Origin of the sequence: Streptomyces sp. WY228, from assembly GCF_019287315.1 — a bacterium.
Lineage (GTDB): Bacteria > Actinomycetota > Actinomycetes > Streptomycetales > Streptomycetaceae > Streptomyces > Streptomyces caviscabies.
Genome location: NZ_CP079114.1, coordinates 8,177,587 through 8,204,397 on the forward strand (window position 1 = coordinate 8,177,587; position 26,811 = coordinate 8,204,397).

At 73.3% G+C, this 26,811-nt stretch carries 15 protein-coding genes and 1 riboswitch; of the genes, 7 read left to right on the forward strand and 8 right to left on the reverse strand.

Features of this window, described 5'->3' with window-relative positions; translation table 11 throughout:
• Positions 1-11 precede the first annotated feature (11 nt).
• From KV381_RS35815 to KV381_RS35830, 4 genes are all read right to left on the reverse strand, one after another.
• Positions 12-12,407, reverse strand: coding sequence for an amino acid adenylation domain-containing protein (locus KV381_RS35815; protein ID WP_373461189.1), 12,396 nt, complete (start codon positions 12,405-12,407; stop codon positions 12-14).
• Positions 12,408-12,671: 264 nt separating this feature from the next.
• On the reverse strand, positions 12,672-12,989 hold the full coding sequence (locus tag KV381_RS35820) for an antibiotic biosynthesis monooxygenase (protein ID WP_030080566.1): 318 nt from the start codon (positions 12,987-12,989) through the stop codon (positions 12,672-12,674).
• Positions 12,990-13,113: 124 nt separating this feature from the next.
• Positions 13,114-14,202: a HAMP domain-containing sensor histidine kinase gene (locus tag KV381_RS35825; RefSeq protein ID WP_218787105.1), complete on the reverse strand. Its 1,089-nt coding sequence runs from the start codon at positions 14,200-14,202 to the stop codon at positions 13,114-13,116.
• Positions 14,195-14,926 carry a response regulator transcription factor gene (locus KV381_RS35830; protein ID WP_098024068.1) on the reverse strand — a complete coding sequence of 244 codons (732 nt, stop codon included), beginning with the start codon at positions 14,924-14,926 and terminating at the stop codon, positions 14,195-14,197. Before KV381_RS35830 ends, KV381_RS35825 begins: the two co-directional genes overlap by 8 nt.
• Before the next feature lie 87 nt (positions 14,927-15,013).
• Here KV381_RS35830 and KV381_RS35835 point away from each other — a divergent pair, with 87 nt between their 5' ends.
• Positions 15,014-15,709: a M15 family metallopeptidase gene (locus KV381_RS35835; RefSeq protein ID WP_218787106.1), complete on the forward strand. Its 696-nt coding sequence runs from the start codon at positions 15,014-15,016 to the stop codon at positions 15,707-15,709.
• 23 nt (positions 15,710-15,732) lie between these two features.
• Positions 15,733-16,827 (forward strand): endonuclease/exonuclease/phosphatase family protein, encoded by a 1,095-nt coding sequence (locus KV381_RS35840; RefSeq protein ID WP_218787107.1) that lies wholly within the window; start codon positions 15,733-15,735, stop codon positions 16,825-16,827.
• A gap of 48 nt (positions 16,828-16,875) precedes the next feature.
• Here KV381_RS35840 and KV381_RS35845 read toward each other — a convergent pair whose 3' ends face one another.
• Positions 16,876-17,736, reverse strand: coding sequence for a helix-turn-helix transcriptional regulator (locus tag KV381_RS35845; RefSeq protein ID WP_030080555.1), 861 nt, complete (start codon positions 17,734-17,736; stop codon positions 16,876-16,878).
• Positions 17,737-17,862: 126 nt separating this feature from the next.
• Here KV381_RS35845 and KV381_RS35850 point away from each other — a divergent pair, with 126 nt between their 5' ends.
• Positions 17,863-18,855: an aldo/keto reductase gene (locus tag KV381_RS35850; RefSeq protein WP_218787108.1), complete on the forward strand. Its 993-nt coding sequence runs from the start codon at positions 17,863-17,865 to the stop codon at positions 18,853-18,855.
• A 30-nt stretch (positions 18,856-18,885) separates the two neighbouring features.
• Here KV381_RS35850 and KV381_RS35855 read toward each other — a convergent pair whose 3' ends face one another.
• A complete protein-coding gene (locus KV381_RS35855; RefSeq protein ID WP_373461190.1) occupies positions 18,886-20,349 on the reverse strand; it encodes a S1 RNA-binding domain-containing protein in 1,464 nt (487 codons plus the stop codon).
• Positions 20,350-20,521: 172 nt separating this feature from the next.
• Positions 20,522-20,596: riboswitch (cobalamin riboswitch) on the forward strand.
• Positions 20,597-20,716: 120 nt separating this feature from the next.
• On the opposite strand from KV381_RS35855, the gene KV381_RS35860 reads away from it, so the two are divergent.
• The 3 genes from KV381_RS35860 to KV381_RS35870 are packed head-to-tail and all read left to right on the forward strand — an operon-like array spanning position 20,717 to position 23,643.
• A complete protein-coding gene (locus tag KV381_RS35860) occupies positions 20,717-21,826 on the forward strand; it encodes an iron ABC transporter permease (protein ID WP_030627732.1) in 1,110 nt (369 codons plus the stop codon).
• A complete protein-coding gene (locus KV381_RS35865) occupies positions 21,826-22,608 on the forward strand; it encodes an ABC transporter ATP-binding protein (protein ID WP_030080547.1) in 783 nt (260 codons plus the stop codon). The genes KV381_RS35860 and KV381_RS35865 overlap by 1 nt, the downstream gene beginning before the upstream one ends.
• A gap of 12 nt (positions 22,609-22,620) precedes the next feature.
• On the forward strand, positions 22,621-23,643 hold the full coding sequence (locus KV381_RS35870) for an ABC transporter substrate-binding protein (RefSeq protein WP_103536392.1): 1,023 nt from the start codon (positions 22,621-22,623) through the stop codon (positions 23,641-23,643).
• Positions 23,644-23,652: 9 nt separating this feature from the next.
• Here the strand turns inward: KV381_RS35870 and KV381_RS35875 are convergent, their stop codons facing one another.
• On the reverse strand, positions 23,653-24,561 hold the full coding sequence (locus KV381_RS35875) for an NAD-dependent protein deacetylase (RefSeq protein ID WP_032790297.1): 909 nt from the start codon (positions 24,559-24,561) through the stop codon (positions 23,653-23,655).
• 311 nt (positions 24,562-24,872) lie between these two features.
• Here KV381_RS35875 and KV381_RS35880 point away from each other — a divergent pair, with 311 nt between their 5' ends.
• Positions 24,873-25,451: a snapalysin family zinc-dependent metalloprotease gene (locus tag KV381_RS35880; protein ID WP_030627726.1), complete on the forward strand. Its 579-nt coding sequence runs from the start codon at positions 24,873-24,875 to the stop codon at positions 25,449-25,451.
• 84 nt (positions 25,452-25,535) lie between these two features.
• Here KV381_RS35880 and KV381_RS35885 read toward each other — a convergent pair whose 3' ends face one another.
• Positions 25,536-26,756, reverse strand: coding sequence for a GDSL-type esterase/lipase family protein (locus KV381_RS35885; RefSeq protein ID WP_218787110.1), 1,221 nt, complete (start codon positions 26,754-26,756; stop codon positions 25,536-25,538).
• Between the last annotated feature and the right edge of the window lie 55 nt (positions 26,757-26,811).

Sequence of the window (26,811 nt, forward strand, 5' to 3'; positions counted from 1 at the left end):
CCGGGCAACGGTCACGGCCTCCGGGGGCGCCGCGTGAGCATGCCCGGGTCGATGGTGCGGGCGAGGAGGTGAAGCGGCGCGGCACGGATACCGGACGCCTCCGCCGCCTCCCAGTACGCCAGGCCGGTGGCCGCGTCGACCGGACCGTGGACGAGCGGCACTTCGACTCCCGAAGCGTGGAGCAGGGACTCCAGCCGGCAGGACGCGATGCTGTCCGGCACCATCGGCCGCGCGAGGTACCCGGCGACCGCGGCGGCCGGCAGGCCCTCGGCCACCAGCCGTTTTGTGGGGCCGGCACTCAACAGCCCACCGCCGACGACCAGGACGTCCTTCTCCCGCTCCATCCGGGCGATGGCGCGAGCCGTGTCGAAGCAGTGCGGGAACGAGTCGTCGACCACCGTCGTACCCGGTGCGAGCCGGTCGACGTCCAGGAGCGTGCCGCCCCCGCTGACCGCCGCCACGATCAGCCGGGCCCCGTACACGGCGTCGGGCAGCCCCCGGTGCGACTCGACCACCTCCACGCTCTCGGCCAGACGGCGCTCCAGGAGGCTGTCGGCCAGCTCCTTCAGACGCGGCCCGCTGCCCGGTACGTCACAGAGCAGCAGCCGGGCGGGCGGCCGGTGGGCCCGGGTGAGCAGCAACTCCAGCGAGGAGGAGCCGATCGAGCCGAGCCCCACGAACGCGACGGTGAGAGAGCCCAGTTCCTGCCCCGTCGCATCGAGAGCGGCGTGCACGGTCCTGACGACGGAGACGACGGTCGCCGCGTGACCGGTGGTGACGGCGGGGGCGGCTCCGGTCGTTCCGACGGCACGCAGAACATCGAAACCGTAACCGGTGAGCGAGGGGATCATGCCCGCCAGGGACACGGCCCGCGCACCGAGCGACGAGGCCAGCTCCACACCACGGGTGGTGTGCCCGAGCAGGCCGTCACCGGGGGCGAGTTCGTCCGCGAACAGCGGGACGCACACGAAGCCCGAACGGCCCAGCGGCGTACGCAGCGTCTCCAGGAGCCGTGGCCGCCCGCCGGGGAACAGCAGGCTCCGCAGCTCCTCGCGCGGCAGCGCCGCCTCCGGCAGCCCGGCCAGCCCGGCGAGGCCGGCCGGGGACGGCAGATAGCCGATGAGCGCGGCGTCCATCCGCCGGTCCCGGCCGGAGCCGCCCGGCCGGCCGACGCGGCCGGGACCGGTTGCGGTCGAGGCCGCCGCCTCCGCCAGACCGTCGCGTACCGAGTCGGCGAACGCGGCCAATTCCTCCGGGGTGAACGCCGTCGCCGCCGCGCGGACCGTGATCCGCAGCCGCCCGTCGTCCGGGGCGGCCGCCAGGAACACGTCCGTGCCGGCCGGAGGCGGCGTGTACGCGCTGTCGCCGTTATCCCGGGTGACGGCCAGGGCCCCGCCGCTCTCCGGTCCCAGAGCGGAGAAATCCAGATAGGTGAAAAAGAACTGCGAGGCCAGGGGCAGCCCGTTGGGCAGCGACGGAACGGCCCCCTCGTACGTCTGCGCCTCGACGGCCTCGACCGCGAGACGCCGCACATCGTCCTCGAACCCCGCGTCGTCGGGCCGCCCGGACGCCGGACCGGCCGGCCGCAGGGGAGCCGCCGTGGCGAAGGGACCGAACACCCGGTGCGCGTCGGGCAGAGCGGGGTCCCGGCCGCTCACCGCGAGACCGAGCAGCAGATCCGCCCGGCCGGTGGCCGCCACGAGCGCCCGGTAGTAGGCGGTGAGCACCGGCACGTGGAGAGTGGAGCCGGTGCGTGCGGCGAGGCCGCGCAGCGCGTTCACCTGGCCGGCGTCGACCGTGAACCCGTGGGTGCGGAAGAGCGGGTGCGCTGCGCTGCCCGGAGCCGTGCCGACGGCCGAAGCGGCGCTCTCGTCGGCGGCCGAACCGGTGGTCGGAGCGGTGGAGAGTACGGGTGGTCGGTAGGGCGCGGCGAGCCGTGCCCACCGGTCGTCGCCGGCCGGCCCGACGGAGCCCGCACCGGGGACCGTCGCGGGGGCGGCGTCCGCGCGCGCCGTGAGCCGACGGGCATGGTCGCGGAAGGTGCTGCGCAGGGGGACCGGCGCCGGTTCCTCGCCACGGGACAGCGCGTCGTACACGGTCGTCAGCTCCCGTACCAGGAGCGCGGCGCTGTAACCGTCGCCGATGATGTGATGGGCGTGCGCCACCAGGACGTGTTCGTCGGGGGCGACGGTGAGCACCCGCAGCCGCAGCAGGGGCCAGGCCCAGGGTTCGAAACGGCGGGCGCGTTCGGCGGTGACCCGTGCCTCCACCTGCTCCGGGCCGGTGAGGGTCTCGAAGCCGACCGGCAGCCGCAGCGAGGGCGGAAGCTCCTGCTGGACGGCCGGGCGCGCCCCGGCGGGGAAGACGGTGCGCAGCATCGGATGCCGCACGACGAGCAGGTCCACCGCGCTCTGGAAGCGGGCGCGGTCGAGGCGGCCGTGCAGCCGCAACCGCGTGAGCCCGGACGAGGTCGCACCCGGTGCGATGGCCTCGGCCAGCAGGAAGCCCCGCTGCGTGGGCGTGAGAGGGAAGGGCTCCGGAGCCATGGCCGGACCGGGGGCCGGGGAGGGGGTGGCGGAGGCCTCGACGTCCGCGTCTGCGTCCGCCGCGTCCACCGCGTCCGCGAGGGCCGCGAGCGTACGGTGACGGTAGATCACGGTCGGCCGGGGGAGCGGCCCGCCCTGCTTCTCCAGCCGGGCGAAGACCTCCAGCACGAGCAGGGAGTCGCCGCCCAGGGCGAAGAAGTCGTCCTCGCGGCATACGTCGTCGGCCCGGAGCAGAGCGGACCAGATGGCGGCCAGCCGGACCTCGGTCGGAGTGCGGGGCGGTGTACGGAGGTCGTCCGGGCGGGCACCGGTCGGGACGGGCGCCTCTCGGCGGGGCGTGCGGGGCTCATGGGACCGGTGTGGTTGCCGGGCAGACAGTCCACGGCGGTCTATCTTGCCCGTGCTCGTGAGCGGCATCGTGCCGACACGGGTGATCCGGGACGGAAGCATGTACGGGGGCAGTGACTCCGCCAGATGGAGCCGCAGCGCCACGGCGTCCGCCCGGGACGGTCCGGGCCCGGGTGTCACGAAGGCGGTCAGGCGTCCGTCCTCGGCGATGACGACGGCGTGGGTGACATCCGGATGGGCCTGGAGCACCGCCTCGATCTCGCCCGGCTCGACCCGGTTGCCCCGGATCTTCACCTGGTCGTCCAGCCGCCCGAGGAACTCCAGGGTGCCGTTCTCAAGACGCCGCACCCGGTCGCCGCTGCGGTACCAGCGCCGCCCGCGCCGGACGGTGAACGCGGCCTCGGTGAGGGCGGGTTCACCGAGGTAGCCCGCGGTCAGGCCGATTCCGGAGATGAGGAGTTCGCCGGCCTCGCCGGCCGGCAGGGGCTCCCCGTCGGGGCCGACGACCTCCACCTCCGTGCCCGAGACGGGGCGCCCGATGGGGAGCCGTCGCACCTGGTCGCCTGGCCGGGCGCGGATGATGTGGCAGCTCGTGTTGATGGTCGCCTCGGTCGGCCCGTACAGGTTGGCGATGTGCTGGCCGTCGCCGAAGAGGTCGAACCAGCGGCGCACGTGGGCGGGGGACAGGGCCTCGCCGCCGACGTGGATCCACCGGAGCGCGGACAGTTCCGGACGCGGTGCGCCGTTCCGTACCCGCTCCTCGGACGCGGAGAGGAGCTGTTCCCAGAGCGTGGGGACGGAGCTCCAGACGGTGATCCGGCTCCGTTCGACGTGGGTCAGCAGCCGGTCGGGGTCGCGCAGCAGATCCCAGGCCACCGTGACCACGGTGGCGCCGACGAGCAGCGGGGCGAGGAGCTGGCGGACGGAGGCGTCGAAGCAGGGCGACGCGGTCTGGGCGAGCCGGTCGTGTTCGTCGTACCCGAAGGTGCTGATCGCCCAGTCGAGGTAGTTCTCCATCGACCGGTGGGTGATGGGCACCGCTTTGGGCCGGCCGGTGGATCCGGAAGTGAAGATCACGTAGGCGGTCTCCTTCGCGTCGACCGGGCGGTCGGGTACGAGGACCTCGTCCGGGGACCGGGAGGAACGGACGGCCGGGAGTGGCGCTGACGCGTCGACGGACACGAGCGTGACGTCGCCCAGCGTTTCCCCCACTGCCCGGGTGGCGGCGTGACAGAGGACCGTACGGGCCCCGGAGCGCGTGAGCTGGTCCACCAGCCGCGCGGGCGGATGGCCGGCGTCCAGCGGAACCCAGCCCGCCCCGGCGCGCAGGGCCGCGACGACCGAGACGACGGTGTCGGCACCGGGTTCGGTGAGCAGTCCGACGAGGCTGCCCGGGGTGACGCCGCCCGCCAGGAGCGAGGCCGCGAGGGCGTGGGAGGCACGGTCGAGCTCGGCGTACGTGAGGGTGGCATCGCCGGTGTCGACGGCGACCGCGTCCGGGGTGGCCCGGAACCGTTCGACCAGCCGCCGCACGATCGTGGCGGAACCGGAACCGGAACCGGAACCGGAACCGGACGTGGACCCGGACGTGGACTCGGACGTGGACCCGGACACGTCCGGGATGTCGGGCCGGGGCCGGACGAGGGCGGCCAGCTCGGCGTGGAAGTCGCGGTCCAGGCGGGCGACCGTCGCGGGGTCGAAGAGCCGGACGGGGAAGTTCCACGAGAGGCGCAGAACCGTCTCGTCCTGCCAGCACAGCAGGCTCAGGCGGGTCGCGGCGGTGGCGGTGCCGGCCGCGGTCGGCCGCACGCTCACCGGACAGCGCTCGTCGAGAGCGGCGGGGAAGCGCGAGAAGCTGAATCCGGCGGGGCTCACCGTCCGCGGTCCGGCCCCGGACGGGTCCGTCGGCAGCAGCCGGGCCAGGTCGAGGCCGGTGAGGCTCGCGTGCTGCTCGCTCTCCAGCCAGATCCCCGCCAGCCGCTCGGCCAGGGTCCCGACCGGCTCGTCCGGGTCCGTCTCGCACACCAGCGGGAGGGTGTCGGCGAGCGGCCCCACCAGCTTGTCCAGACCCGTCAGGCGGCCCTCGCGCCGGGCGCGTGCGACGTTCACCGCGATCTCCCGCTGCCCGCTCCATCGGGCCAGGCAGCGCACGTGCACGGCGAGCAGCAGGTGGAAGAGGCTCACTCCGTGGGCCGCGGCCCGCTTCTCCAGCGCGGTGGTCAGCTCGGCGTCGAGGGCACTCTGACGGGTGGCCAGGGGAGCCGTGGGAAGAGCGGACGGATCACCGTCGTAGGCGAGGCGCAGCGGCTCGCCCCGGGCGGCCAGCCGCTCCGACCAGTACCGCCCGTCGAGGGCGAGGGTCCGTGCGCCGTCCGTGGCGGACCGCTCGGCGGCGGCCGCGGCCGCGTACCGCGCGAAATCGGTGCCGAGCGCGGGCAGCGTCGGCGTACGCCCGTGGGCGAGGGCGGTGTAGAGCGACCAGAGTTCCCCGGCAAGGACGTTGAGGCTGTATCCGTCACCGGCCGCATGGTGGATCACCAGCACCAGATGGGACAGCTCCGGGCTCTCCCGTGCGAGGACCGCGCGTACGGGAGGCTCGGCGGCGAGGTCGAACGGCCGGTTGCACAGCGCCGTTTCGAGCTCCTCGACACGCCCGGTGAGCTCGCGGACCTCGTACCAGGCGGAGAGCGCTGTGGCCGGCGCGACGTACTGCCGCGGTGTCACCGGGTCGAGCCGGTCCACGCCGTTCCCGGTGTGCCCCGCACCCGCGGCGCTCTCGATACGGATCCGCAGCATGGTGTGCCGATCGGCGAGCGCGGCGAGCGCCCGGCCCAGGAGACGGGTGTCCAGGGGGCCTCGGACGGTCTGGCGGACGTAACCGTGGGCCGGGACCTCCGGGTGGAGCCGACTGCTGGTGTACAGGGCCTGTTGGACGGGGGTGAGCGGGAAGGGTACGCCGTCCGGAGCGGGAGCGGGAGCGGGAGCGGGAGCGGGGACGGCGGCGGGCCCAGGAGCCGGCGCCGGAGCCAGCACCGGATCCGGCGCCGGAGACGAGGCCGGGCCGGGCGACGAGTCGAGGTGCGCGGCCAGTTCGCCGACGGTCCGGTACTCGAAGAAGAGCGTGGCGGGCAGGGACCTGTCCAGCTCCCGTTCGAGCTGCCTGACGAGGTCGACGGCGGCGAGCGAGTCGAGGCCGAGGGTGAGGAACGGCTCGTCATCGGGAATCCCGGCGACGGGCACATGCAACGCGGAGGCCAGCAGCCGGCGGAGCAACGCGGCTGTACCCGTGTCGGTACCGATGTGGGTACCGGCGCCGGATTCCGGTGCCGTTCCCATCGGATTCGTCGTGGGCGCTACGACCGCAGGGCGTGGGGCCGGCGTCAGGTCGGCGATCAGCAGCTGTGACGCGTCAACGCCACATGCCGTACGGAGAGCCGCCAGTCCGGCAGCGGGGGCGACCGGCCTGCCTCCGGAGCTCCGCCCGGGGACGGAGTCTCGGCCGGCCCCGGTGCCGAGGGCCTCCGCCATGCCCGCTCCGGCGAGCGCGGCGAGGTTCACCGACAGCCAGGGCCGCCCCGCGTGTCGTTCCGATGCGGCGAACGCGTCGAGGAAGGCGTTGGCAGCGGCGTAGTCGCCCAGCGCGCCCGCCAGTCCGGGCAGTACGGCGCTCACGGAGGAGAACGCGACACGGACCGCCGGGTCGAGGCCGTGCCGACGGAGGGCCAGGGAGAGCAGCACACTGCCCCGCGTCTTGGCGGCCAGGGCGCCCGCCGTCTCCTCCGCGCGTCTGTTCCGCAGCGTGCCGGGCCGCACCACTCCCGCGGTGTGGAAGAGCGCGTCGAGGCGGGGCAGTCCGGAGAGGAGCGCGTCGACATCGCGCTCCACCGAGACGTCCGCCACGCGGTAGTGGACGGTGGCGCCCAGCGCGCGGAGCTCCTCGGCCAGCCCCACGGGAAGCTGCGGGGAGCGCCCGGTCAGCACGAGGGTCGGGCGGCCCAGGCAGGCGAGGTCCCGGGCGAGTGCGGCGCCGATTCCGCCGCCGCCCCCGGTGATGAGGAAGGTGCCGTCGGGCGGCAGCGGTGACCGGGGCGCACGGGTCGGCGCTGTGGCACCGCTCGTCAGCGGAGCGAAGCCGCGGGTGAGCCTGCGCCCCGCGCGCCAGGCGACGGAGCCGGCACTGCCAGGGGTGCTGTCCGATCCCAGCTCGGCCAGCACGGCGGCCAGGCGCTGGGACGGAGTGTCCAGCGAACTGAGGTCGACCGCGACGGCCGAAGCACTCGGAGTCTCCTGCGGCAGTGCCAGCAGAAGTCCGCCGAGGACGGCGTGGGCCGGCCGTGGCCTCTCCCGTACGGTTCCCGTGGCGTGCACGTCCTCGGTCAGTATCAGCAGCCGGTCCGCGCGCGACTCGTCGAACCGTGCGAGGGCCTCGTCGAAGGCGGCCAGCGCGGCGTCCTGCGCCCGGTCGAGTGCGTCGGCGGTGTCCTGGTCGGGAGCGGGCCCGGCCACCAGGACCACGGCGTCCGGCGGCCCGTCGCCCGTCGCGTGCATCCGGATGCCCTCGGCGGTGAGCTGCGAGGCGAGCCGGTCGACGGACGCGGAGTCGGGCCCGGTCAGCAGCACCGAACGCCCGGCCTCCGCCGAGCTTTCGGGCAGGGCGGCGTCCGCCCACCGGACCCGGTGCAGCAGAGGGCTGACGGGCGGATCGGCCCAGTACCGGGTGCGCTGGAAGGGGTAGGTGGGCAGCGGAATCCGGTGGTGCCCCGCGTCGAGCGCGGTCCGGTCCAGCGGTACGCCGTGCGACCACAGCCGGCCGACGGTCTCCAGGAGCGCCCTGCTTCCGCCGTGCTCGTCACCGGGCGTACTGGGCCTGCTGGGCGCACTGGGCAGAGCGCACATGACGGTCGTTACTTCACCGGAGCTGCCGGAGCTGCCGGAGCTGCGGGTCGCGCTCGTCGTCCTGGTCGCGCCGGCCGCACCGGTCCCGCCGTGGGCGTACGCTCCTGTCGCCGCGCGGACCGCACCCGTCAGGGTCGCGCCGTGGCCGACCTCGACGAAGGTGTCGTACCCCTCCCGGGCCAGCCGTTCCACGGCGGCCCCGAACAGCACCGGGCGCTCGGCGTGTTCGCGCAGGTACTCCGGACCGAGGACCGGCTGCCACTCGGCGGTGACGGTGCTCATGAGGGCGATGGACGGGGCCCGCGGGTTCAGCGCACGGGCCGCTTCGGCGAGCCGGTCGGCGATCGGCCGCATCAGCGGTGAGTGAAAGGCCCGGGAGACGCGCAGGCGACGGGTGAGGACCCCCTGCGCTTCGAGGCCGAGGACAGCGCGCTCCACGGCGGGGACAGCCCCGGAGAGGACCTGAAGCCCGGGACCGTTGTACGCGGCCACGGCGAGCGCCCCGTCGGACTCCGCCACCGCCGCGGCGACCGCGTCCTCGTCACCGCGGACGGCGATCATGGCGCCCGGCTCGGTGAACGTGCCCATGAGACGGCCTCGTTCGGCCGCGAACCGTACCGCCTCCTGAACCGTCAGCACCCCGCTGACACAGGCCGCGCCGATCTCCCCGACGCTGTGCCCCGCGACCGCGTCGGGCGCCACGCCCCACGTACGCAGCTGACGCGCGAGCGCCACACCGGAGGCGACGAGGAGCGGCTGCGCCACCTCCGTCGCGGCCTGGGCGACGGGGTCCGCCTCCGGATCCAGCGCCCAGTCCAGCAGGGTCCGGCCGCACAGCGGACCGAGGAGCGCGGATGCCTCGTCCATCGTGTCCCGGAACACCGGCGCCGTGCGGTACAGCGCCCGGTCCCGGCCGGGGAACTGCGTACCCTGCCCGGGAAACAGGAAGACCACACGCGGCCGGGAACGGACGACGCTCCCGATGCGCCCGCCGGTCTCACCCGTGTCCGTGTCCGTGCCGGTGCCGGTGCCGGTGCCGGTGGGAGCGGAGACGATGGCGGCGAGCCGTTCCCGTAGATCACCGTCCGCGACGACGGCGAGCCGGTGCGGCCCCTCGTCCCGGGAGGTGCTCGCGGTCCGGCAGACGTCGCCCGCACGCAGCTGCGGACGGCTTTCCAGATGGGCGGCGAGCTGAGTCACAGCGTCCCGCAGCCCGCCGTCACTGCGCGCCGACAGAGTCAGCAAGTGGGGCCCCTCAACCGCGACTTCACCTTCACCAGGCTCACCCGGCGACGCCGACAGCGACGGCGACAGTGCAGGCGGAGCCTCTTCGAGGACGGCATGGGCATTCGTGCCGCCGAAGCCGAACGCGTTGATCCCCGCGACGAGTGGCCCGGCGGACGTCCAGTCCCGGGCCTCGGACACCACGGAGAAGCCGGCGGGAGCGAGGCCGGGCGAGGCCGGGGAGTGGTGGAGCGACGGCGGCAGTCTGCGGTGGCCCAGGGCCAGGACGACCTTCACCAGCGCGGGCAGCGCGGCGGCGTTCAGCAGATGCCCGATGTTCGTCTTCACCGAACCGAGCAGCCGGGGCTCGCCGTCGGGCCGTACGGGAAACGCATGGGCCAGCGACCGCAGTTCGATCGGGTCACCCACGGCCGTGCCGGTCCCGTGGGCCTCCACATAGGTCACCGCCGCGGGATCGACGCCCGACGCTTCGTACGCCCGGGTGATGGCCTCGCGCTGCCGCAACGGATTGGGCGCCATGAGGCTCATCGACCGGCCGTCGTTGTTGACGGCCGTGCCCCGGACCACGGCGAGTACCGGATCGTCCGCGAGGCGGGCCGCGTCGAGGCGCGTCAGGACGACGGCCGCGCCGCCCTCGCCGGGTACGAAGCCGTCGGCGTCGGTGCTGAAGGCGCGGCTGCGCCCGGTGGGGGACAGGGCCCCCACCTCTTCCAGCAGCCGGTGCGGGGCGGAGGTGAGGTGGAGGTTGACGCCGCCGACGACGGCCAGGTCGCACTCGCCGTCCAAGAGGCTGCGCCGGGCCAGGTGCAGGGCCACCAGCCCCGAGGAGCAGGCGGTGTCCACGGCGAGCGCGGGGCCGTCGAGGTCGAGGCTCTGGGAGACCCGGGCGGCGATGAGCGAGGGCAGGTTGCCGGTGAGTGCGGTGGGCGGCGGAGAGCCGTCGGCGGAGGCCCGGTCCAGGACCTCCCGGTAGCCGCTGTCCCCGACCGCCGCGAACACACCGATCCTGCGCCCGCGTCGGCGGGGCCCCGCGTACCCGGCGCGTTCGAGGGCCTCGTGGGCGAGTTCGAGGAAGAGCCGTGCCTGCGGGTCGAGTGCGCGCGCCTCCTCCTCGCCGATGCCGAAGTAGCCGGCGTCGAAGGCTGCGGGGTCGTCCAGCAGGGCCGCCCAACGCTTCCGCGGAGCGGACGGCCGTGCCTCCGGACGGTCGTGGCCGTCGTCCCAACGTTCCCGCGGTACGGGGCCGACGGCGTCGTGCCCGTCGACGAGCAGGTCCCAGAAGGCCTCGGGGGTGTCGGCGCCCGGGAACCGGCACGCCATCCCGATGACGGCCGCAGCGGCGGTGGCCGGGGCGTCGGCGGCCGGAGCGGGGCCGGTCGCGTCCGCCCCGTACGCTCCTCCGGCCCGCGGCACGGAGCTCTCCACGGCCTCCGGGGCGGACGACGGCAGACCGGGAGCAACCGTCAGAAGGTGACCGGCGAGGGCCGTCACCGTGCCGTGGTCGCGGATGACCGCGGGCGGCAGCGTCACACCGAACGCGTCCTCCAGCGCCACCAGCACCTCCATGGCCTTGAGCGAGGTCCCGCCGAGGCTCCCGAACGGCTCGTGCACCCCGATCGACTCGGCGGACCGGCCCAACACCCGGGCCCACACCTCCCGCACGACCTCGACGGTCTCCGTGGCCGACCGGGGCACCTCCGCACGCCCGCCGGGAGCCGCAGACGGGGCAACCCCTCCGCCACCCACCCTCTGCTCGTTCGCTCCCCGCTCGCCCGCCTCGAACCGCTTCCGGAGCAGCCGACGCTGCAGCTTGCCGCTCGTCGTACGGGGGAACGCCCCCGGTGGCAGGGCCGACACCCGCACGTCGTCATGGAACAACGCCTCGCGCACCCGGGCCGCGACGCGTTCGAGCACCTCCGCCGCATCGCGCGGGGGCCGTGCCCAGGGGACGAACACCACGACGCGCTCCGCACCGGTGACCGGGTCGGTCGAACCGATCACCGCCGGGGCGCCGGAAGGCAGCCCGGGCGTCGCCGCCGCGACCGTCTCCACGTCCGTGGCGTGGAACGTACGGCCGTTGAGGAACAGCACGTCCTTGTGCCGGCCCGTGACGCACAGCCGCCCGTCCCGCAGGAACCCGAGATCACCGGTGCGGAGCCACCCATCGGAGAACACCTCGGCGCTCACGCCCGGCAGACCGTGGTAGCCGCGGGCCAGTTGGGGACCGCTCACCATGATGTGACCGACCTGCCGGTCCCCGAGGACGGCGCCCGCGTCATCGACGACGCGTACGGAGCAGCCGGCCACCGGAAACCCGACGTCCATCAACTCGACGGCCCCGGCGCCCGGTTCGGCGTCCAGGGCCACCCCGTCGCTCAACGAGGCCCGGTCCAGGACCAGCGGCACGGCCACCTCTCCCGGCGGCGGGAAGGTCACCGCGAGCGTCGCCTCCGCCAGGCCGTAGACGGGCTGCGCCGCCGCCGGGTCCAGCCCCGCGGGCCGCGTCTTGAGGGCGAAGGCGCGCCACACCGCGGGCGCGATCGGTTCCGCCCCGACCAGGAGCAGCCGTACGGCGGACAGGTCCAGCCGGGCCAGGGCCTCGTCGGGAACACGGCGTACGGCCAGCGCCAGGGCGAAGTTGGCGGCGGACAGCACCGTGGCCCGGTGCCGGGCCGCTGCCTCGAACCACATCCGGGGCCGCTTGGCGAACGTCAGCGGACCGATCTTGACCTGCCTGGCCCGGGCGGACAGGGGAGCGAGATGGGTGCCGATGAGCCCCATGTCGTGGAAGTACGGCATCCAGCTGACCACCACGTCGTCGGCGCCCAGCGCCGAGGCGGCCCGTATCTGCTCCAGATTGGCCAGTACCGCGGCGTGCGTCACCTCCACCCCCTTGGGCGCACCGGTGCTCCCCGAGGAGAACTGCACGAACGCGACGTCCTCGGGCCCGGCGGCGGCAGGCTCCCGCAGCGCGGGCCCCTCCCGCAGGGCATCGAGCGCCAAGGCACGTGCACCCTCCGGGAGTTCACCGGCCAACGGCGCGGTCGACGCGTCCACGACGACGGGCGGCCGCCCCAGGTGTTCCCAGACCGGCAGCACCCGACGGCCGTCCGGAGCCAGCGGAACCGGCACCAGACCGGCCGCCAGAGCACCCCAGAACATCGACTGGAAGTCCTCGCTGCGGTCGGCGAGCAACGGCACGCAGGTCCCCGGCGCCACCCCCGCCGCCCGGAATCCGCCGGCCACGCGCAGGGAGTCGTCCAGGAGTTCGCGCAGGGTGACGGTCAGCTCGCTGCCGTCGCCACGCACATGAACGACGACCTGCCCGGGAGCCTCACGGACCGCGTCCAGCAGTACATCCAGCAGCGTCATGTCGTGCTCCACCGGTCGATCCGTCCGTTCTCCGAAGAATGATCTTAAAAACGTGCAGGACACGAGGAATCAACCGACGGGAGGAGACGGCCTGCACCCTGGGAGTGACGAGACGGGTCCGCTGCGCGCCGGACACCGACCACCACGCGGTGGTGGCTGCCGCCGACCGAACGCCGACGCGCCGGGGCCGGGCCGAAGGAGAAGCAGACCTGCCCGGCCGGTCATGAGCCGGTCCGGGCAGGTGACACATCGGTGCGCGCTCGGCTACGAGCCGGCGGGCGCGGCCTGCTGCACGACCTCGAAGGACCACACCGAGGAGCTGCTGGAGGCGGGCTTCGGGCGCTCGCCGCCGCCCTGGTGGGCCGCCTTCATCGGGCCCTCCATCCACGCCTGGAACGACTCCTCGTCACGCCACCGCGTGTACACCAGGTAGTCGTCGGTCCCTTCGACGGGACGGAGAAGCTCGAACCATTCGAAGCCGTCGGAGTTCTCCACGGCGCCGGCCCGGGACGCGAAGCGCTTCTCGAGGGTTTCCCGCTGCTCGGCGGGAACGGTCAGCACATTGATCTTGACTACGCTCATGGCCCCATCCTGCCGTACGACGTCCCGGCGACGACGCCCCAGGGGGGACGAGAATGCCTTGGCCGGCCACCGCCGAGCTGCGACGATGCCCCTTTTCCCGTTCCTGGCGGCGGAGTTCCCGCTCTCACCCGTGCGGGGCCGTCGCGGGCAGTTCCACCGTGACGCGGAGCCCGCCGCCGGAGCGCGGGGTGAGGGTGAGCGTCCCGTCGTGCGCGCGGGTGATGGTCTCGACGATGGCCAGGCCGAGGCCGACGCCCGTGTGGTGGGTGCGCAGGCGTTCCGCGCCGCGCTGGAACGGTTCGGTGAGCGTCGAGGCCACCTCAGGGGTGAGCCGCGCACCGGTGTTCTCGACCGTGATGTCCACGGTCTCGGAACGGACGCTCGTCGTGACCCGGACGGTGCCCCGGTTTGGCAGGTTGTGCACGATCGCGTTGTGCAGGAGGTTCGTGGTCAGCTGCAGCAGGAGGGTCGGCGAGCCGATCGTGGGGGCGATGTCGCCGTGCGTCTCGACGGTGACGCCGCGCACTTCGGCGAGGGGCAGGAGGGTTTCGGCGGCCTCCTCCGCCAGGAGCGACAGATCGACGCGTTCCCGGGGGAACGAACGCCGGTCGGCGCGGCTGAGCAGGAGCAGCGCCTCGGTGAGGTCGATCGCCCGGCTGTTGACGGCGTGGAGGCGGTCGATGATCTCGCCGGTGTCGCGGTCCGGATCGGCACGGGCCACTTCGAGGAGCGTCTTCGACACCGCGAGCGGCGTGCGCAGCTCGTGGGAGGCGTTGGCCGCGAATCTCTTCTGCTCGGCGACATGCGCTTCGAGCCGGGCGAGCATCGTGTCGAAGGCGTCGGCGAGTTCCCGGAACTCGTCCTTGCGGCCCGGCAGCCGGATCCGGTGGGAGAGCGATCCGTCCGTGGCCGCCCGGGTGGCCTCCGTGATACGGGTCAGAGGAGCGAGCATGCGGCCGGCCAGGAACCATCCGCCCAGGAGCCCGAAGACGAGAAGGATCGCCAGCACGGTGGCTGCCGCCGGGGCGAAGGTGTACGCGAGGAGTTGACGATTGGGGTTCTGGTGGAGCATGCGCTGGTTCCAGTCGTCGGGCACGTACTCCAGGAGGTACACCCACACCGCGGTGAGCAGCAGGACGCCCGCGACCATGAGGAATCCGGCGTAACTGAGAGTCAGTCTGAGGCGTACGCTCAGCCCTCGCCGCCTAGCCACGATCGCCCCCATCGCCGCCCTCGCTCCCGTTGCCCTCGTCGTCGCTTCCGGCTCCGGATCCGGCTGCCGCGTCGATGCGATAGCCGACGCCGGGCACGGTCGCGATGACCGCGGGCTCTCCGAGGCGTTTGCGCAGCGCCGATACGGTGATGCGCACGGCGTTGGTGAACGGATCGGCGTTCTCGTCCCAGGCGCGTTCGAGGAGTTCCTCGGCGCTGACGACACCGCCTTCGGCGGCGATCAGGACCTCGAGCACGGCGAACTGCTTCCGGGTCAGCGCGACGTACCGCCCGTGCCGGTACACCTCTCTGCGGAACGGATCGAGCCGCAGCCCCGCGATCTCCCGCACGGGAGGCCTGCTGTGGGCGCGTCTGCGGTCGAGCGCCCGGAGCCGGAGCGCGAGTTCCCGCAGCTCGAAGGGTTTCGTGAGGTAGTCGTCGGCGCCGAGTTCGAACCCGGAGGCCTTGTCGTCGAGCCGGTCGGCTGCGGTGAGCATGAGGATCGGCGTACCGCTGCCGGAGGCGACGATGTGCCGGGCGATCTCGTCGCCGGAAGGGCCGGGGACGTCACGGTCGAGGACGGCGATGTCGTACGTGTTGACGCCCAGCAGTTCCAGAGCGGTGTCGCCGTCGCCCGCGATGTCGGCCGCGATCGCTTCGAGGCGCAGACCATCGCGGATGGCTTCTGCCAGATAGGGCTCGTCCTCGACGATCAGCACACGCATGTCCTCGATGGTAGGAGTCGGCGCATATCGTCCGCGTATCGAAAAGCGCATACGCGCCGGCAACCGGGCGCTGCCTTCACTGGCAGCATGACTCGAACCCCGCCGTCGTCGCGCACGTCGACCCACCGGATCCGCCGGCCCCTCCTCGCCATCGTCCTGGTGGCCGTCCTGGCGGCGATCGTCGTGGCCCTCGGCCTCCCCCTGCTGAAACCCTCCTCGGACTCGTCCTCGGCCACGCCGGGGCAGGGCTCCTCGGTCCGCCCACCGGCCCCGTCCCTCCCGGACCGGGCGCCCCCGGACTCCTCCCAGCAGGAGCGCCGGGGCCCGCTCGGCGAGGCCGACGGCGTCGTACCCGACGGATCGACGGTGCTCGACGACGACGTTCCGGCCGTGGCCAACCTCGACGCTGATCTGCTCGCGGCACTGCGCCGGGCCGCGCCGGAGGCCGCGGACGACGGAGTCGCGTTCACCGTCAACAGCGGCTGGCGTTCACCGGAGTACCAGAACCAGCTGCTCCGCAAGGCGGTCGCGCAGTACGGCTCCGAGGCCGAGGCCGCCCGGTGGGTCGCCACCGCGACGACGTCTCCCCATGTGTCGGGGGACGCGGTCGACATCGGTCCCGAGGAGGCGACGGCGTGGCTCGCCGAACACGGCGCCGCGTACGGGCTGTGCCGGATCTACCGGAACGAACCCTGGCACTTCGAACTGCGCACCGACGCGCCCGACCGAGGCTGTCCGCGCAGGTACGCCGACCCCACACAGGACCCGAGGATGCGGCCGTGAGCGGCCGCGAGCAAGGACGGACGATGACGCAGGTGGACACGCCGAGCACGCCGAGCACGCCGAGCACGCCGAGCACGCCGAGCACGCCGAGTACGGCGGACGTGGCCGAAGCGACGCCCGGGGCGGACACGGCAGACCCGGCGGAGGCGTCCGGGACCTGGAGGCGCGGCCGGTTGCTCGCGGCGTCCGCGCTGCTGCTCGGGCTCGTCCTGCTGCTGCACGCGAGGATCCCGAACCGGATCGGAAACCTCGGCAGCCTGGTCGAGACCTTCCTGCCGTGGTTCGGCCTGCTCGTCCCGGTACTGCTGGCCGGCGCGGTGCTGCGCCGCTCCGCCCCGGCGGTGATCGCCCTGCTCCTGCCGCTCGTGGCCTGGCTGAACCTCTTCGGCGGCCTGCTCACCGACAAGGCGCACGCGGGCGGCGACCTCACGGTGGCCTCCCACAACGTCGGCGCGGAGAACGCCGACCCGATCGGCACCGCCCGCGCCCTGGCCGGCTCCGGTGCGGACGTGCTGGCACTGGAGGAACTGGCCGCGCACGCCCGGGAGACGTACGAGAAGGAACTGGCGAAGGAGTACCCGCACCACACGGTGCAGGGCACGGTCGGGCTGTGGAGCAGGTTCCCCCTGTCGGACAGCCGGCCGGTGGACGTCAAGATGGACATCGGGCCGCTGGGGGACGCCAAGCCCGCCGAGGTCAAGATGGTCTACAACCGGGGGCTGCGGACCACGGTGGCCACGGACCGCGGGCCGCTGGCGGTGTACGTGGCCCACCTGGGGTCCGTACGGGTGAACCCCAGGGCCGGGCTCTCGACGGGCCGGCGGGATGCCGGCGCACAGTCGCTGGGGCAGGCGCTGGCGGCCGAACGGAACGAGCGGGTGGTGCTGCTCGGCGACCTGAACGGCACCCTCGACGACCGTGCGTACGACGGCATCACCGCGCGGCTGGAATCGGCCCAGGAAGCTGCCGGCGACGGCTTCGGCTTCAGCTGGCCGGCCACCTTCCCCGTCGTACGGATCGACCAGATCCTGGTGCGCGGCGTGGAGCCGAAAAGCTCGTGGGTGCTGCCCGCCACCGGCAGCGACCACCTGCCCGTGGCGGCCCGCATCAGCTGGTGAACGCCGAGCAGAGCCCCGGACGGGTCCCGGGCCGCAGGACCGGCTGTCCTACCGCTCGGGTGCGCCCGTCGCCCCGGCGGGGAACTCCTCGATGCCGAGGACCCGCAGCAGGTCCAGCCGCTCGCGGGTCCCCGCGTCCGCCGGGGTGAGAACGAGCAGCAGCTGGCCGTGGTCGGGGGTGACCAGCGTTTCGCAGTCCATCACCAGCCGGCCCACCCGAGGGTGCAGCAGGGTCTTGCGGTCGGCCCGCCGCACCCCCACCTCGTGCTCCGCCCAGATCCGGCGGAACTCCTCGCTCGCCGCCCGCAGCCGGTCGATCAGCCCGGCGACCACGGGATCGCCGGACCGGCGACCCGCGGCGGCGCGCAGATCGGCCACGAGCTGCCGGGCCTGGTGCTCGTGCTCCTCGGGCGCGCCCGCCGCACGCGCGGCGGGGTCGGTGAACCAGCGGTACACCAGGTAGCGCCGGTCGCCCGAGAAGGCGGTGTGGTCGCCCGCCAGCAGCAGCGACATCCGGTTCTGGGCGAGCACCTCGCCCAGGTCGGAGACCACCATGGCCGGGGTGTCGCCGAGCAGATCGAGCATCCGGACCAGCCCGGCGCGGGCCAGGCCCGCCACCGAGTCGGCCGGCGGCGGCTGGTGACCGGCCAGATGGAACAGATGGTCCCGCTCGTCGTCGGTGAGGCGCAACGCCCTGGCCAGCGCGGTGAGCAACTGCGGCGAGGGCTGACTGCTGCGCCCCTGCTCCAGGCGGACGACGTAGTCCACCGACATCCCGGCGAGCATGGCCACCTCCTCCCGGCGCAGACCGGAGGTACGGCGGCGGGGACCGTCGGCGATGCCCACCTCCGCCGGGCGGATCGCCTCCCGGCGCCTGCGCAGGAAGTCGGCCAGCTGATCACGTTCCATGCCCCCATGGTCCCGCGCTGCGGCAGGGCGATCCAGGGAGCGCCGCTCCCATGATGAACGCTCCGCTCCCGCCGGTCGCGGCACCGGCGCAGGGTGGGTGGCAGACCGACGACGAAGGAGCACGCCATGCAGACACGAACCCTCGGCGCCACCGGCCCCGCCGTCTCCGCGCTGGGCCTGGGCGCGATGGGCATGTCGGACGCCTACGGCCCGACCGACCGCGCGGAGTCCGTCGCGACCGTCCACGCCGCCCTGGACGCCGGCGTCACACTGATCGACACCGGCGACTTCTACGCCATGGGCCACAACGAACTGCTCCTCGCCGAAGCGCTGCGCGGCCGGGACCGCGACAGCTACGCGCTGAGCGTCAAGTTCGGCGCGCTGCGCGGGCCGGGCCACGAGTTCAGCGGGCAGGACGGCCGCCCCGAGGCGGTGAAGAACTTCCTCGCCTACTCCCTGACCCGGCTGGGCACCGACCACATCGACATCTACCGCCCGGCGCGGCTGGACCCGGCCGTGCCGATCGAGGAGACGGTGGGCGCGATCAAGGAGATGGTCGACGCCGGATACGTACGGCACATCGGCCTCTCCGAGGTGGACGCGGCGACGATCCGCCGGGCGCACGCCGTGCACCCGGTCGCCGACCTCCAGATCGAGTACTCGCTGATCTCCCGCGCGGTCGAGGCGGACGTCCTGCCCACGCTGCGGGAGCTCGGCATCGGCCTCACCGCGTACGGCGTCCTGGGCCGGGGCCTGATCTCCGGCCACTGGTCCACGACCCGTTCCGTTCCCGGCGACAGCCGCGGCTTCGGTCCGCGCTTCTCCAGCGGGAACGTGGAGCACAACCTCGCCCTCGTGGACGCCCTGCGCCGGGTCGCCGAGGCCAAGGGGTGCACCGTCGCCCAGCTGGTCATCGCCTGGGTGGCCGCCCAGGGCCGGGACATCGTGCCGCTCGTCGGCGCCCGCACCCGCGAGCGGCTGGCCGAGGCCCTGCCCGCGCTGGACCTGGAGCTCACCGCGGACGACCTCGCCGAGATCGAGAAGGCGGTTCCGCCGGGCTCGGCGCGCGGCGACCGCTACCCGTCCGCGTTCATGGCGGGCCTCGGCGTGGGCAACTGAACAAGTGGCCTCGCGGACCGGGCCGTCCTGTCAGTCCCGCGTGACGGCCTGCCGGTTCGTCAGGACGATCCGCCGCCGGGACAGGTCCACGTCCACGATCCTGACCGGCAGGGCGTCGCCGGCCCGGAGCGCGATCTCCGGGCCGGCGAGGTGTTCGTCCGCCAGCTCGGAGATGTGCACGAGCCCCTCGAACCCGTCCTCCGCCTCCTCGACGCGTACGAACACACCGAAGGGCAGGACCTTGGTGACCGGGCCGACGAGCGTCCGGCCGATCTGCCCGGTCAACAGCCGCATAGGATCCTCGTGCAGGGACTTGAGGGACAGCGACACGCGCTCGGGCAGGAACGCGACACCGAGAACCTCGGCTTCGATCACCTCGCCGACGGAGACGACATCGGACGGGTGCTCGAAGCGACGCCACGACAGCTCGGGGATGTTGATCATCGCCTCGAAGCCGCCGATGTCCACGAAGGTGACGCCGAAGGAGGCGATGTGGGTCACCGTGCCGGTGACGATCTGCCCGGGGCGAAGGGTCCGGAGAAGGGCCCAGTGCCGGTCGCTCGGCGTCGGTTCGTTGCCCCAGCGGGCGCGCAGCACCCCGTCGGCGTCGGGCATCACGCCCGTGAACAGCGGAACGCGTTCGTCGACGGTCAGAGGCAGGAGCGCCACGGCGGTGGCACCGGACAGCCGGGCGGTCAGGACGGGAACGGAGTCCTCGTCGACGAGGACGCTGTGCACGTCCCCGTCCGTGTCCTGCCAGACGCACTCCACCGTGCCCTCGGCCGGGAGGGCGCCGAGCACCGCCTCGACGTCGTCGGACAGATCCGGCCACACGGCGATCCGGGCCCGGGGCGCGATCCGGGCCCGTACCGCGTCGACGCCGTCCCGGGTGAGGCGGTGCCAGCGCGAGGCGCCCTCGATGTACATCTCCTCCAGCAGGCCCGCACGGCGCGCCGAGACCATCCGGCGCAGACCGGACCAGAACGCGTCGTCGGCCGGGCGCCGCACCTCCTCGACGTCGGTCTCCACGGCGTACGGGGAGGAGTCCAGGCGCTCCGGGAACAGCCCGAGCCGCCGGGTCAGCGCGAGCGCTCGCTCGCAGGGCCGGTCGCTGCCGACGTAGAGGTACTGGTCCCAGCCGACGTGGACCGTGAACCTGTCCTCCACCTCCAGCCGGCACCAGGCGCCGCTGTCGCGCAGCATGGACCGCACCAACTCCAGCCCGACATCGAGCGATACCTCGGCCCCGTCGTGAAAGCCCTCCGGAAGAACGGCCGTTGAACCGAACGGAGGGGACGGCGCCTGGGGCTCGCGTATCACCGGCCGGTCGACACCCGAGTCCTCCGCGAAGGCCGCGACGGCCCGGAGGTACGCGGCCTCGACCGCGCCCCGGTCGCTGACGGTGTCCTCCGGGCCGGTGTAGTACCCGTGTTCATCACGGTGGTCGGGGTCGTACTTGGTCACGCGGTAGACATAGGTGGGCACCCACCCCATCCTCCAGCACCCACCCCATCCTTGAGCACCGGCCCTTCGTAGCGCAGCACCGGCCCCACGTCCTGCTGCACCGGCCCCTGCACCGGCAGCCCGGCTCCGCTGTCCCTTCCGTCGCCGCTCGCCCTCCCCGGGAGCGGCACGGGCGCACCCGCTAAGCTGCGGATTCCCCGCGGGGGAAGTCCGGTCGAAATCCGGCGCTGACCCGCAACGGTAGGCGGAGCCATCGGTTCCGCGAGCCCGATCACCCGTGGGGGAGAAGGCTCCTGACAATTCGCCGTGGACTGCGAAGGGCGCTGCGCGGGCGGCCGTCGTCCGGGGCCGCTCCTCCTCGCGCAGCCGTACGGCCCGAGGCGAAAGCGACCGACCCGTGGCCACGTCGCTCGACCACCTGTCCTCCAAGCCGTCCCGCCCGGCCCCCGTCGGCACCGGATCGGCGCCACCCCGCCGCGTGCCCCTGCCGCTCCTGCTGACCGGACTCGGCCTGGCCCTTCCCCTCTCGCTCGTCTGCGGGGCGGGCCTCGGATCCTCGGGGCTCTCCTGGGCGGAAGTGCTGCGCCACCTCTGGGCCGGACTGACCGGTGGGGCCATCGGCCCCGACGAGGTCCCGGCCTACACCATCGTCTGGGAACTGCGCCTGCCACGAGCGGTTCTGGCCGCTGTCGTGGGAGCCGGTCTTTCGGCCATCGGCGTCGCCGTCCAGGCCATGGTGCGCAACGCGCTCGCCGACCCGTTCGTGCTCGGCATCTCCTCGGGCGCCGCGGTCGGCGCCAACGCCGTCCTCATCTTCGGGGCCCTGGGCGCGCTCGGCATCTGGGCCCTGTCCACGGCGGCGTTCCTCTCCGCGCTCCTCGCGATGCTGCTCGTGTACGCGGTCGCCCGCACCGAACGCGGACTGACGCCCCTCCGGCTCGTCCTGACAGGGACCGCGATGTACTACGGCTTCTCGGCCGTCACCACGTTCATGGTGTTCGCGGCAGAGCGAGGGGAAGCGGCCCGCTCCGCGATGATGTGGCTGCTCGGCAGCCTGAGCGGCGCCAACTGGGCTGCCGTGCCGATCGCCGCCGGAGCGGTGCTCGCCGGACTCGCGCACCTCGGCTGGTCCGCCCGGCGCCTGAACGCCCTCGCCATGGGCGACGAGACCGCCGCCGCGCTCGGCGTCGACGCCGGGAGACTGCGCAAGGAACTCTTCCTGGTCTCCGCGGCCGTCACCGGGGCGGTCGTCGCCGTCAGCGGAGCGATCGGCTTCGTCGGTCTGATGGTCCCGCACGCCGTGCGCATGCTGGTCGGCGCCGACCACCGCAGACTCCTGGCCGCCGCCCCTCTCGCGGGAGCCGTCCTGCTGATCTGGGTGGACATCCTCTCGCGCGTGGTGCTGGCACCGGCCGAACTCCCGGTCGGCGTCCTCACCGCGGTCATCGGTGTTCCCTGCTTCCTCCTCCTCATGCGGCGGCGCGCCTACTCCTTCGGAGGCATCTGATGCGGATCGACATCGACGCGCTCACCGTCGAGATCGCCGGTGCACGGCTGGTGGACCAGGTCACTCTCGGCGCGGCCGACGGACAGCTCGTCGGTCTGGTCGGCCCCAACGGCAGCGGGAAGTCCACCCTGCTGCGCTGCGTCTACCGGGCCCTGCGCCCCTCGGCCGGCGCGGTCAGGATCGGCGGTGAGGACCTCCACGCCCTGAGCGTCAGGGAAGGCGCCCGCCGGCTGGCCGCGCTTCCGCAGGACGCGGTCGCCGAGTTCGACTTCACCGTGGCCGAGATCGTGGCCATGGGGCGGCTGCCGCACCAGGGGCCGGTGGCCCGGACGACCGACGAGGACCGCCGGCTCTGCGCCGACGCCCTCGACGGCGTCGGCGCGGGGCACCTCGCCGGACGCGGCTTCCTCACCCTCTCCGGCGGCGAGCGGCAACGCGTCCTGATCGCCCGCGCCCTGGCCCAGCAGCCCCGGGTCCTGGTCCTCGACGAGCCCACCAACCACCTGGACATCGCTCATCAGCTGGAAGTCCTCGCCCTGGTCCGGGGCAGCGGCCTGACCGTGCTCACCGCCCTGCACGACCTGAACCTCGCCGCCCTGCACTGCGACCTCGTCCATGTCATCGACGGCGGCCGGATCGTCGCCTCCGGAGCCCCGGACGCCGTCCTGACCACCGAACTGCTGGCCGACGTCTTCGGCGTACGGGCCCACCGCGTCGCACACCCCGAGACCGGCGCGCTCCAGCTGCTCTTCGACCTTCCCCCTGCCCGCCCCACCTCCTGAGGAGCCTCCACCATGCCGAACCCCTTGCGCCCCGCAGCGCTCGCTCTCGTGACCGCCCTGGCCCTGACCGGTTGCGGAGCCGACGTCACCGACCGGGCCGGCCATAAGGACGACAAGGCCGCCGCCGACCGGCACTACCCCGTGACCGTCGAGAACTGCGGTGAGAAGAGGAGCTACGACAAGGCCCCGCAGCGCGTCGTGACCAACGACGTCGGCATCACGGAGATCATGTTCGCCCTCGGTCTCGCGGACCACATGGCCGGATACGTGATGCCCGACGACAAGGGCGACATGACGTCCGTCCCGTGGAAGGACGGCTACCGGAAGACCAAGTGGCTCTCCAAGGAACGGATCAACAAGGAACTCGTCCTCGACGCACGCGCCGACCTGGTCTTCGCGGGCTGGAACTACGGCTTCAACGAGGGGGAGGGGTTCACCCCTGCCGAACTGAAGCGTGTGGGCGTCGACTCGTACCTGCTGAGCGAGTCGTGCCGCAACGGGCAGGGCAAGGCGCGCGGAGTGATGCCGCCGCTCGAAGCGCTCTACACCGACCTGCGGAACCTCGGAAAGATCTTCGACGTCGAGGACCGGGCCGACACCCTCATCTCCTCCTTCCGGAAGGAGGTCGCCGACGCACGGGCGAAGGCGGCGAAGGGCGATGACCGGCTCCGCGTCTTCCTGTACGACGACGGGAAGGACAAGCCGCTGACCTCGGGTGCGTACGCCGGACCGCACGACATCATCACCAAGGCCGGCGGCGACCACATCATGAAGGACCTCAAGGACAGCTGGACGACGGTGGGATGGGAGACGGTGGTCGACCGCGACCCCGAGGTCATCGTCATCAACAACTACGGTGACACCGGCGCCGACCAGAAGCGGAAGTTCCTGAAGTCCTACAAGCCGCTCGCAGGCGTTTCGGCGATCAAGAACGACCGGATCGTCGTCCTCGACTACGTGGACCTGGTCGAGAGCCCCCGCAACCCGGCCGCCATCAGCTCGCTGGCGGAGAATCTGCGGACGTTCGCCCGGTAGTCCCGTACCTCACCCGGACCCGGTGGCCTCCGCGTCGTCGACGGGAACGCCCAGCCTGCCGGCCACGGTGGTGAGGGCCGCTCCCAGCGGAAGGGCGACGCGGGTGACGGCATGCAGGTCGCCCCGGGTCGGGTCCCGGTTGACGATCAGCACCGGCGACCCCGCCCGGGCGGCCTCGCGGACGAACCGGAGACCGGACATCACGGTCAGGGAGGAACCCAGGACCAGGAGCGCGCTCGCCGCACGGACCAGTTCACGGCAGTGCTCGACCCGCTGCGGGGGCACGGCCTCGCCGAAGAACACCACATCCGGCTTGAGGACGCCGCCGCAGACGGAGCAGGGCACCACCCGGAAGTCCCCGACCTGTTCGTCCGTGAGATCGGCGTCGCCGTCCGGGTTGATCGCGGCGGCCACCGGCGCGAAGCCCTCGTTCGCCTCCTCCAGCCGGCGGGCGAGTTCGCGCCGTGGGCTGAAGGCGCCGCAGGAAAGGCAGACGACCCGGTCCAGGCGGCCGTGGAGGTCCACGACGCCCTCGCTGCCGGCGGCCTGATGCAGGCCGTCGACGTTCTGGGTGATCACACCCGAGAGCAGACCGTGCCGCCCGAACGCGGCCACGGCCCGGTGCCCGGCGTTGGGCCGGGCCCGGCCGAAGGTGCGCCAGCCCAGATGGCTGCGCGCCCAGTACCGGCGACGCGCCCCGGCGTCGGCGGTGAAGTCCTGGTAGGTCATCGGGGTGTGTCGGCTCAGGCTCCCGCCCTCGCCCCGGTAGTCGGGGATGCCCGACTCCGTGGAGATGCCCGCCCCACTCAGGACCAGGACCCCGCCACCGCCCAGGACCTCGACGACCGGCTCCAGGTCCGTGGTGCCCGGCGGCAGCTCCTCGGTGGAGGTCCAGCTCAGAGTGGGTCGCATACGCATGCACCCAGGGTACGGAAGCGGCACCGGTACCGGCGGCTACGGAAGCGGCTCCGGTACGGCGGCGGAGCGCAGCCCTCCATGACGGCGCATGATCACGGTGCGGGGGCGGAACTCGACGGGGGCAGGGGGGTGTTTCCGGCCGAATTCGTTTGGCAGGGGCATGATCAAGCAGTCGGGGCGGCATAGGTTCTGCGGCCCCGGGAGGAGCGGCAACCGGCCGGACCCGTACAGCGGTTCGGCCCGCCGCGACCGTCCTCCCACTCCCTCGGCTCCCAGGCGGAGCCGAGCCCCCCATGAGTGAAGGGACAGCAATGCTGACATCCAGATGGCTCAAGGCGGCCGGTGTCGCCGCGGCGATCACCCTGGCCACGGCCACGGCGGCGCACGCGGCTCCCGCGCCGGACCCGGCGGCGGAGAGCGCGGCGGCGGTGGTGACGCTCCGGTACGACGACAGCCGGGCCGGCGGCTGGGAGGCGGCGATCTCGGCAGGCGTCGCCTCGTGGAACGCCAACGTCGCCAACGTCAAGCTCGTCGAGGCGGCCCCCGGCACGCGGGCCGAGATACAGATCGTGGCCACCAGCGGCTGGCCGCAGGCCACACTCGGACCGGTCCGCCCCGGCGGCCAGGCCAGGGTGGAGCTGGGCAGCCAGGCGGTCACCGAGGGCCACGACAAGACCCGTATCGCCGCCCATGAGCTCGGCCACAGTCTGGGCCTGCCGGACACCAAACCCGGCCCCTGCTCCCAGCTGATGTCGGGCTCCAGCGCCGGCACCGCCTGCACGAACGCCGTCCCGAACGCGACCGAACGCTCCCGCGTCGAATCCTTCTACGCGGGCGGCCTCGCCTCCCTCGTCCCGGCCGACGGCCGCATCCTGGTGGACGCCCCGTAACCGGTCGTACAGCCACACGCGAGGCTCCGGCCTCGTGCTGAACCCGGCCCTCGTCCGCCCCGGGTCACCCGCCCTTCGCGCGGGTCACCCGGCCTTCGTACGGAAGGGGCCGCCGTCGCCGAACGCGAGACGGGCGAAGCGTTCGGCGATGAGCCGGTGGGTGGCGGGGTCCGGGTGCAGATCGTCCGGCAGCGGCATGGCGGCGTTGTCGCTCTCCCCGTAAAGGTCGAGGCCGTCGAGGTAGTGCAGATGGGGGTCGGTGGCGGCGCGCTCCCGGACTATCCGGGCCAGCTCGTCCCGGATGACGGTGAGGGTGAGCTTCCCGGCGGCGGTCTCCGACGGGTCACCGGTGGCCCTGAACCGCAGCCGCCCTTCGCTCATCGCGCTGCGGTCCGGGGCCGCGGGGCCGGGCGTGGTCTCGTGGATGGGACAGCAGATCGGCGAGACGACCAGCAGCGGGGCGGTGGGGTGCCCTTCGCGGATGGTGTCGAGGAAGCCGTGGACGGCCGGGCCGAACGCGCGCAACCGCATCAGGTCGGCGTTGACGACATTGATGCCGATCTTGACGCTGATCAGGTCGGCGGGGGTGTCGCGCAGGGCGCGGGCGGTGAAGGGGTCGAGCAGCGCACTGCCGCCGAACCCCAGGTTGATCAGCTCGGCCTCACCGAGCGCGGCGGCCCGGGCGGGCCAGGTGCCGGTCGGGGTGGCGGCGTTGGACCCGTGGCTGATGGAGCTGCCGTGATGCAGCCAGACCGGCCGGCCGCTCGGCCGGGGACTGTGGACCGGCGCGTCGGTGCGCAGGGCGACCAGCTGCGTGGTCTCGTCGTGGGGCAGCCAGATCTCGACGTCCTTATCAGCGCCCTTCTCGGCGTCCGGCAGACCGGTGAACCGGAGCGTCTCCACGGGTCCGGTCCGGAACTGTGTGCTCATCGTGGCCATATCGATGGTCAGCGTGTCGCCGTCGGCGGCACTGGCCCGGGCCGCCGGGCGACCGTCCACGAGGAGCTCGTACACCCCGTCGGGACGCGGCGGCGCGCCGGTGTAGACCCGCTTGGTGGCCACCACGTCCAGCTCGACGGCGGTGGCCCGGGTGCGGAACGCCAGCCGGACCCCGGAGGGCTGTGACTCGGCCATGGCCAGCTGACCGTCGGGGATCTGCAGCCGTGCGCGGGCGGGCAACCGGTGCGGCAGCACACCGCGTTCGGTCTGCTCCAGGTCCAGCGCGCCCCGCAGGATGCCGAGGGTGATGGGGGTCGTCGTCCAGTCCTGCCGGGCCTGGTGCGGGGCGTCGTGCCGGGTGGTCATGTTCTCGTTCTCCGCATCCGTCGAGGGGGTGTTCGGGGATCTGGCCGACGTTCCG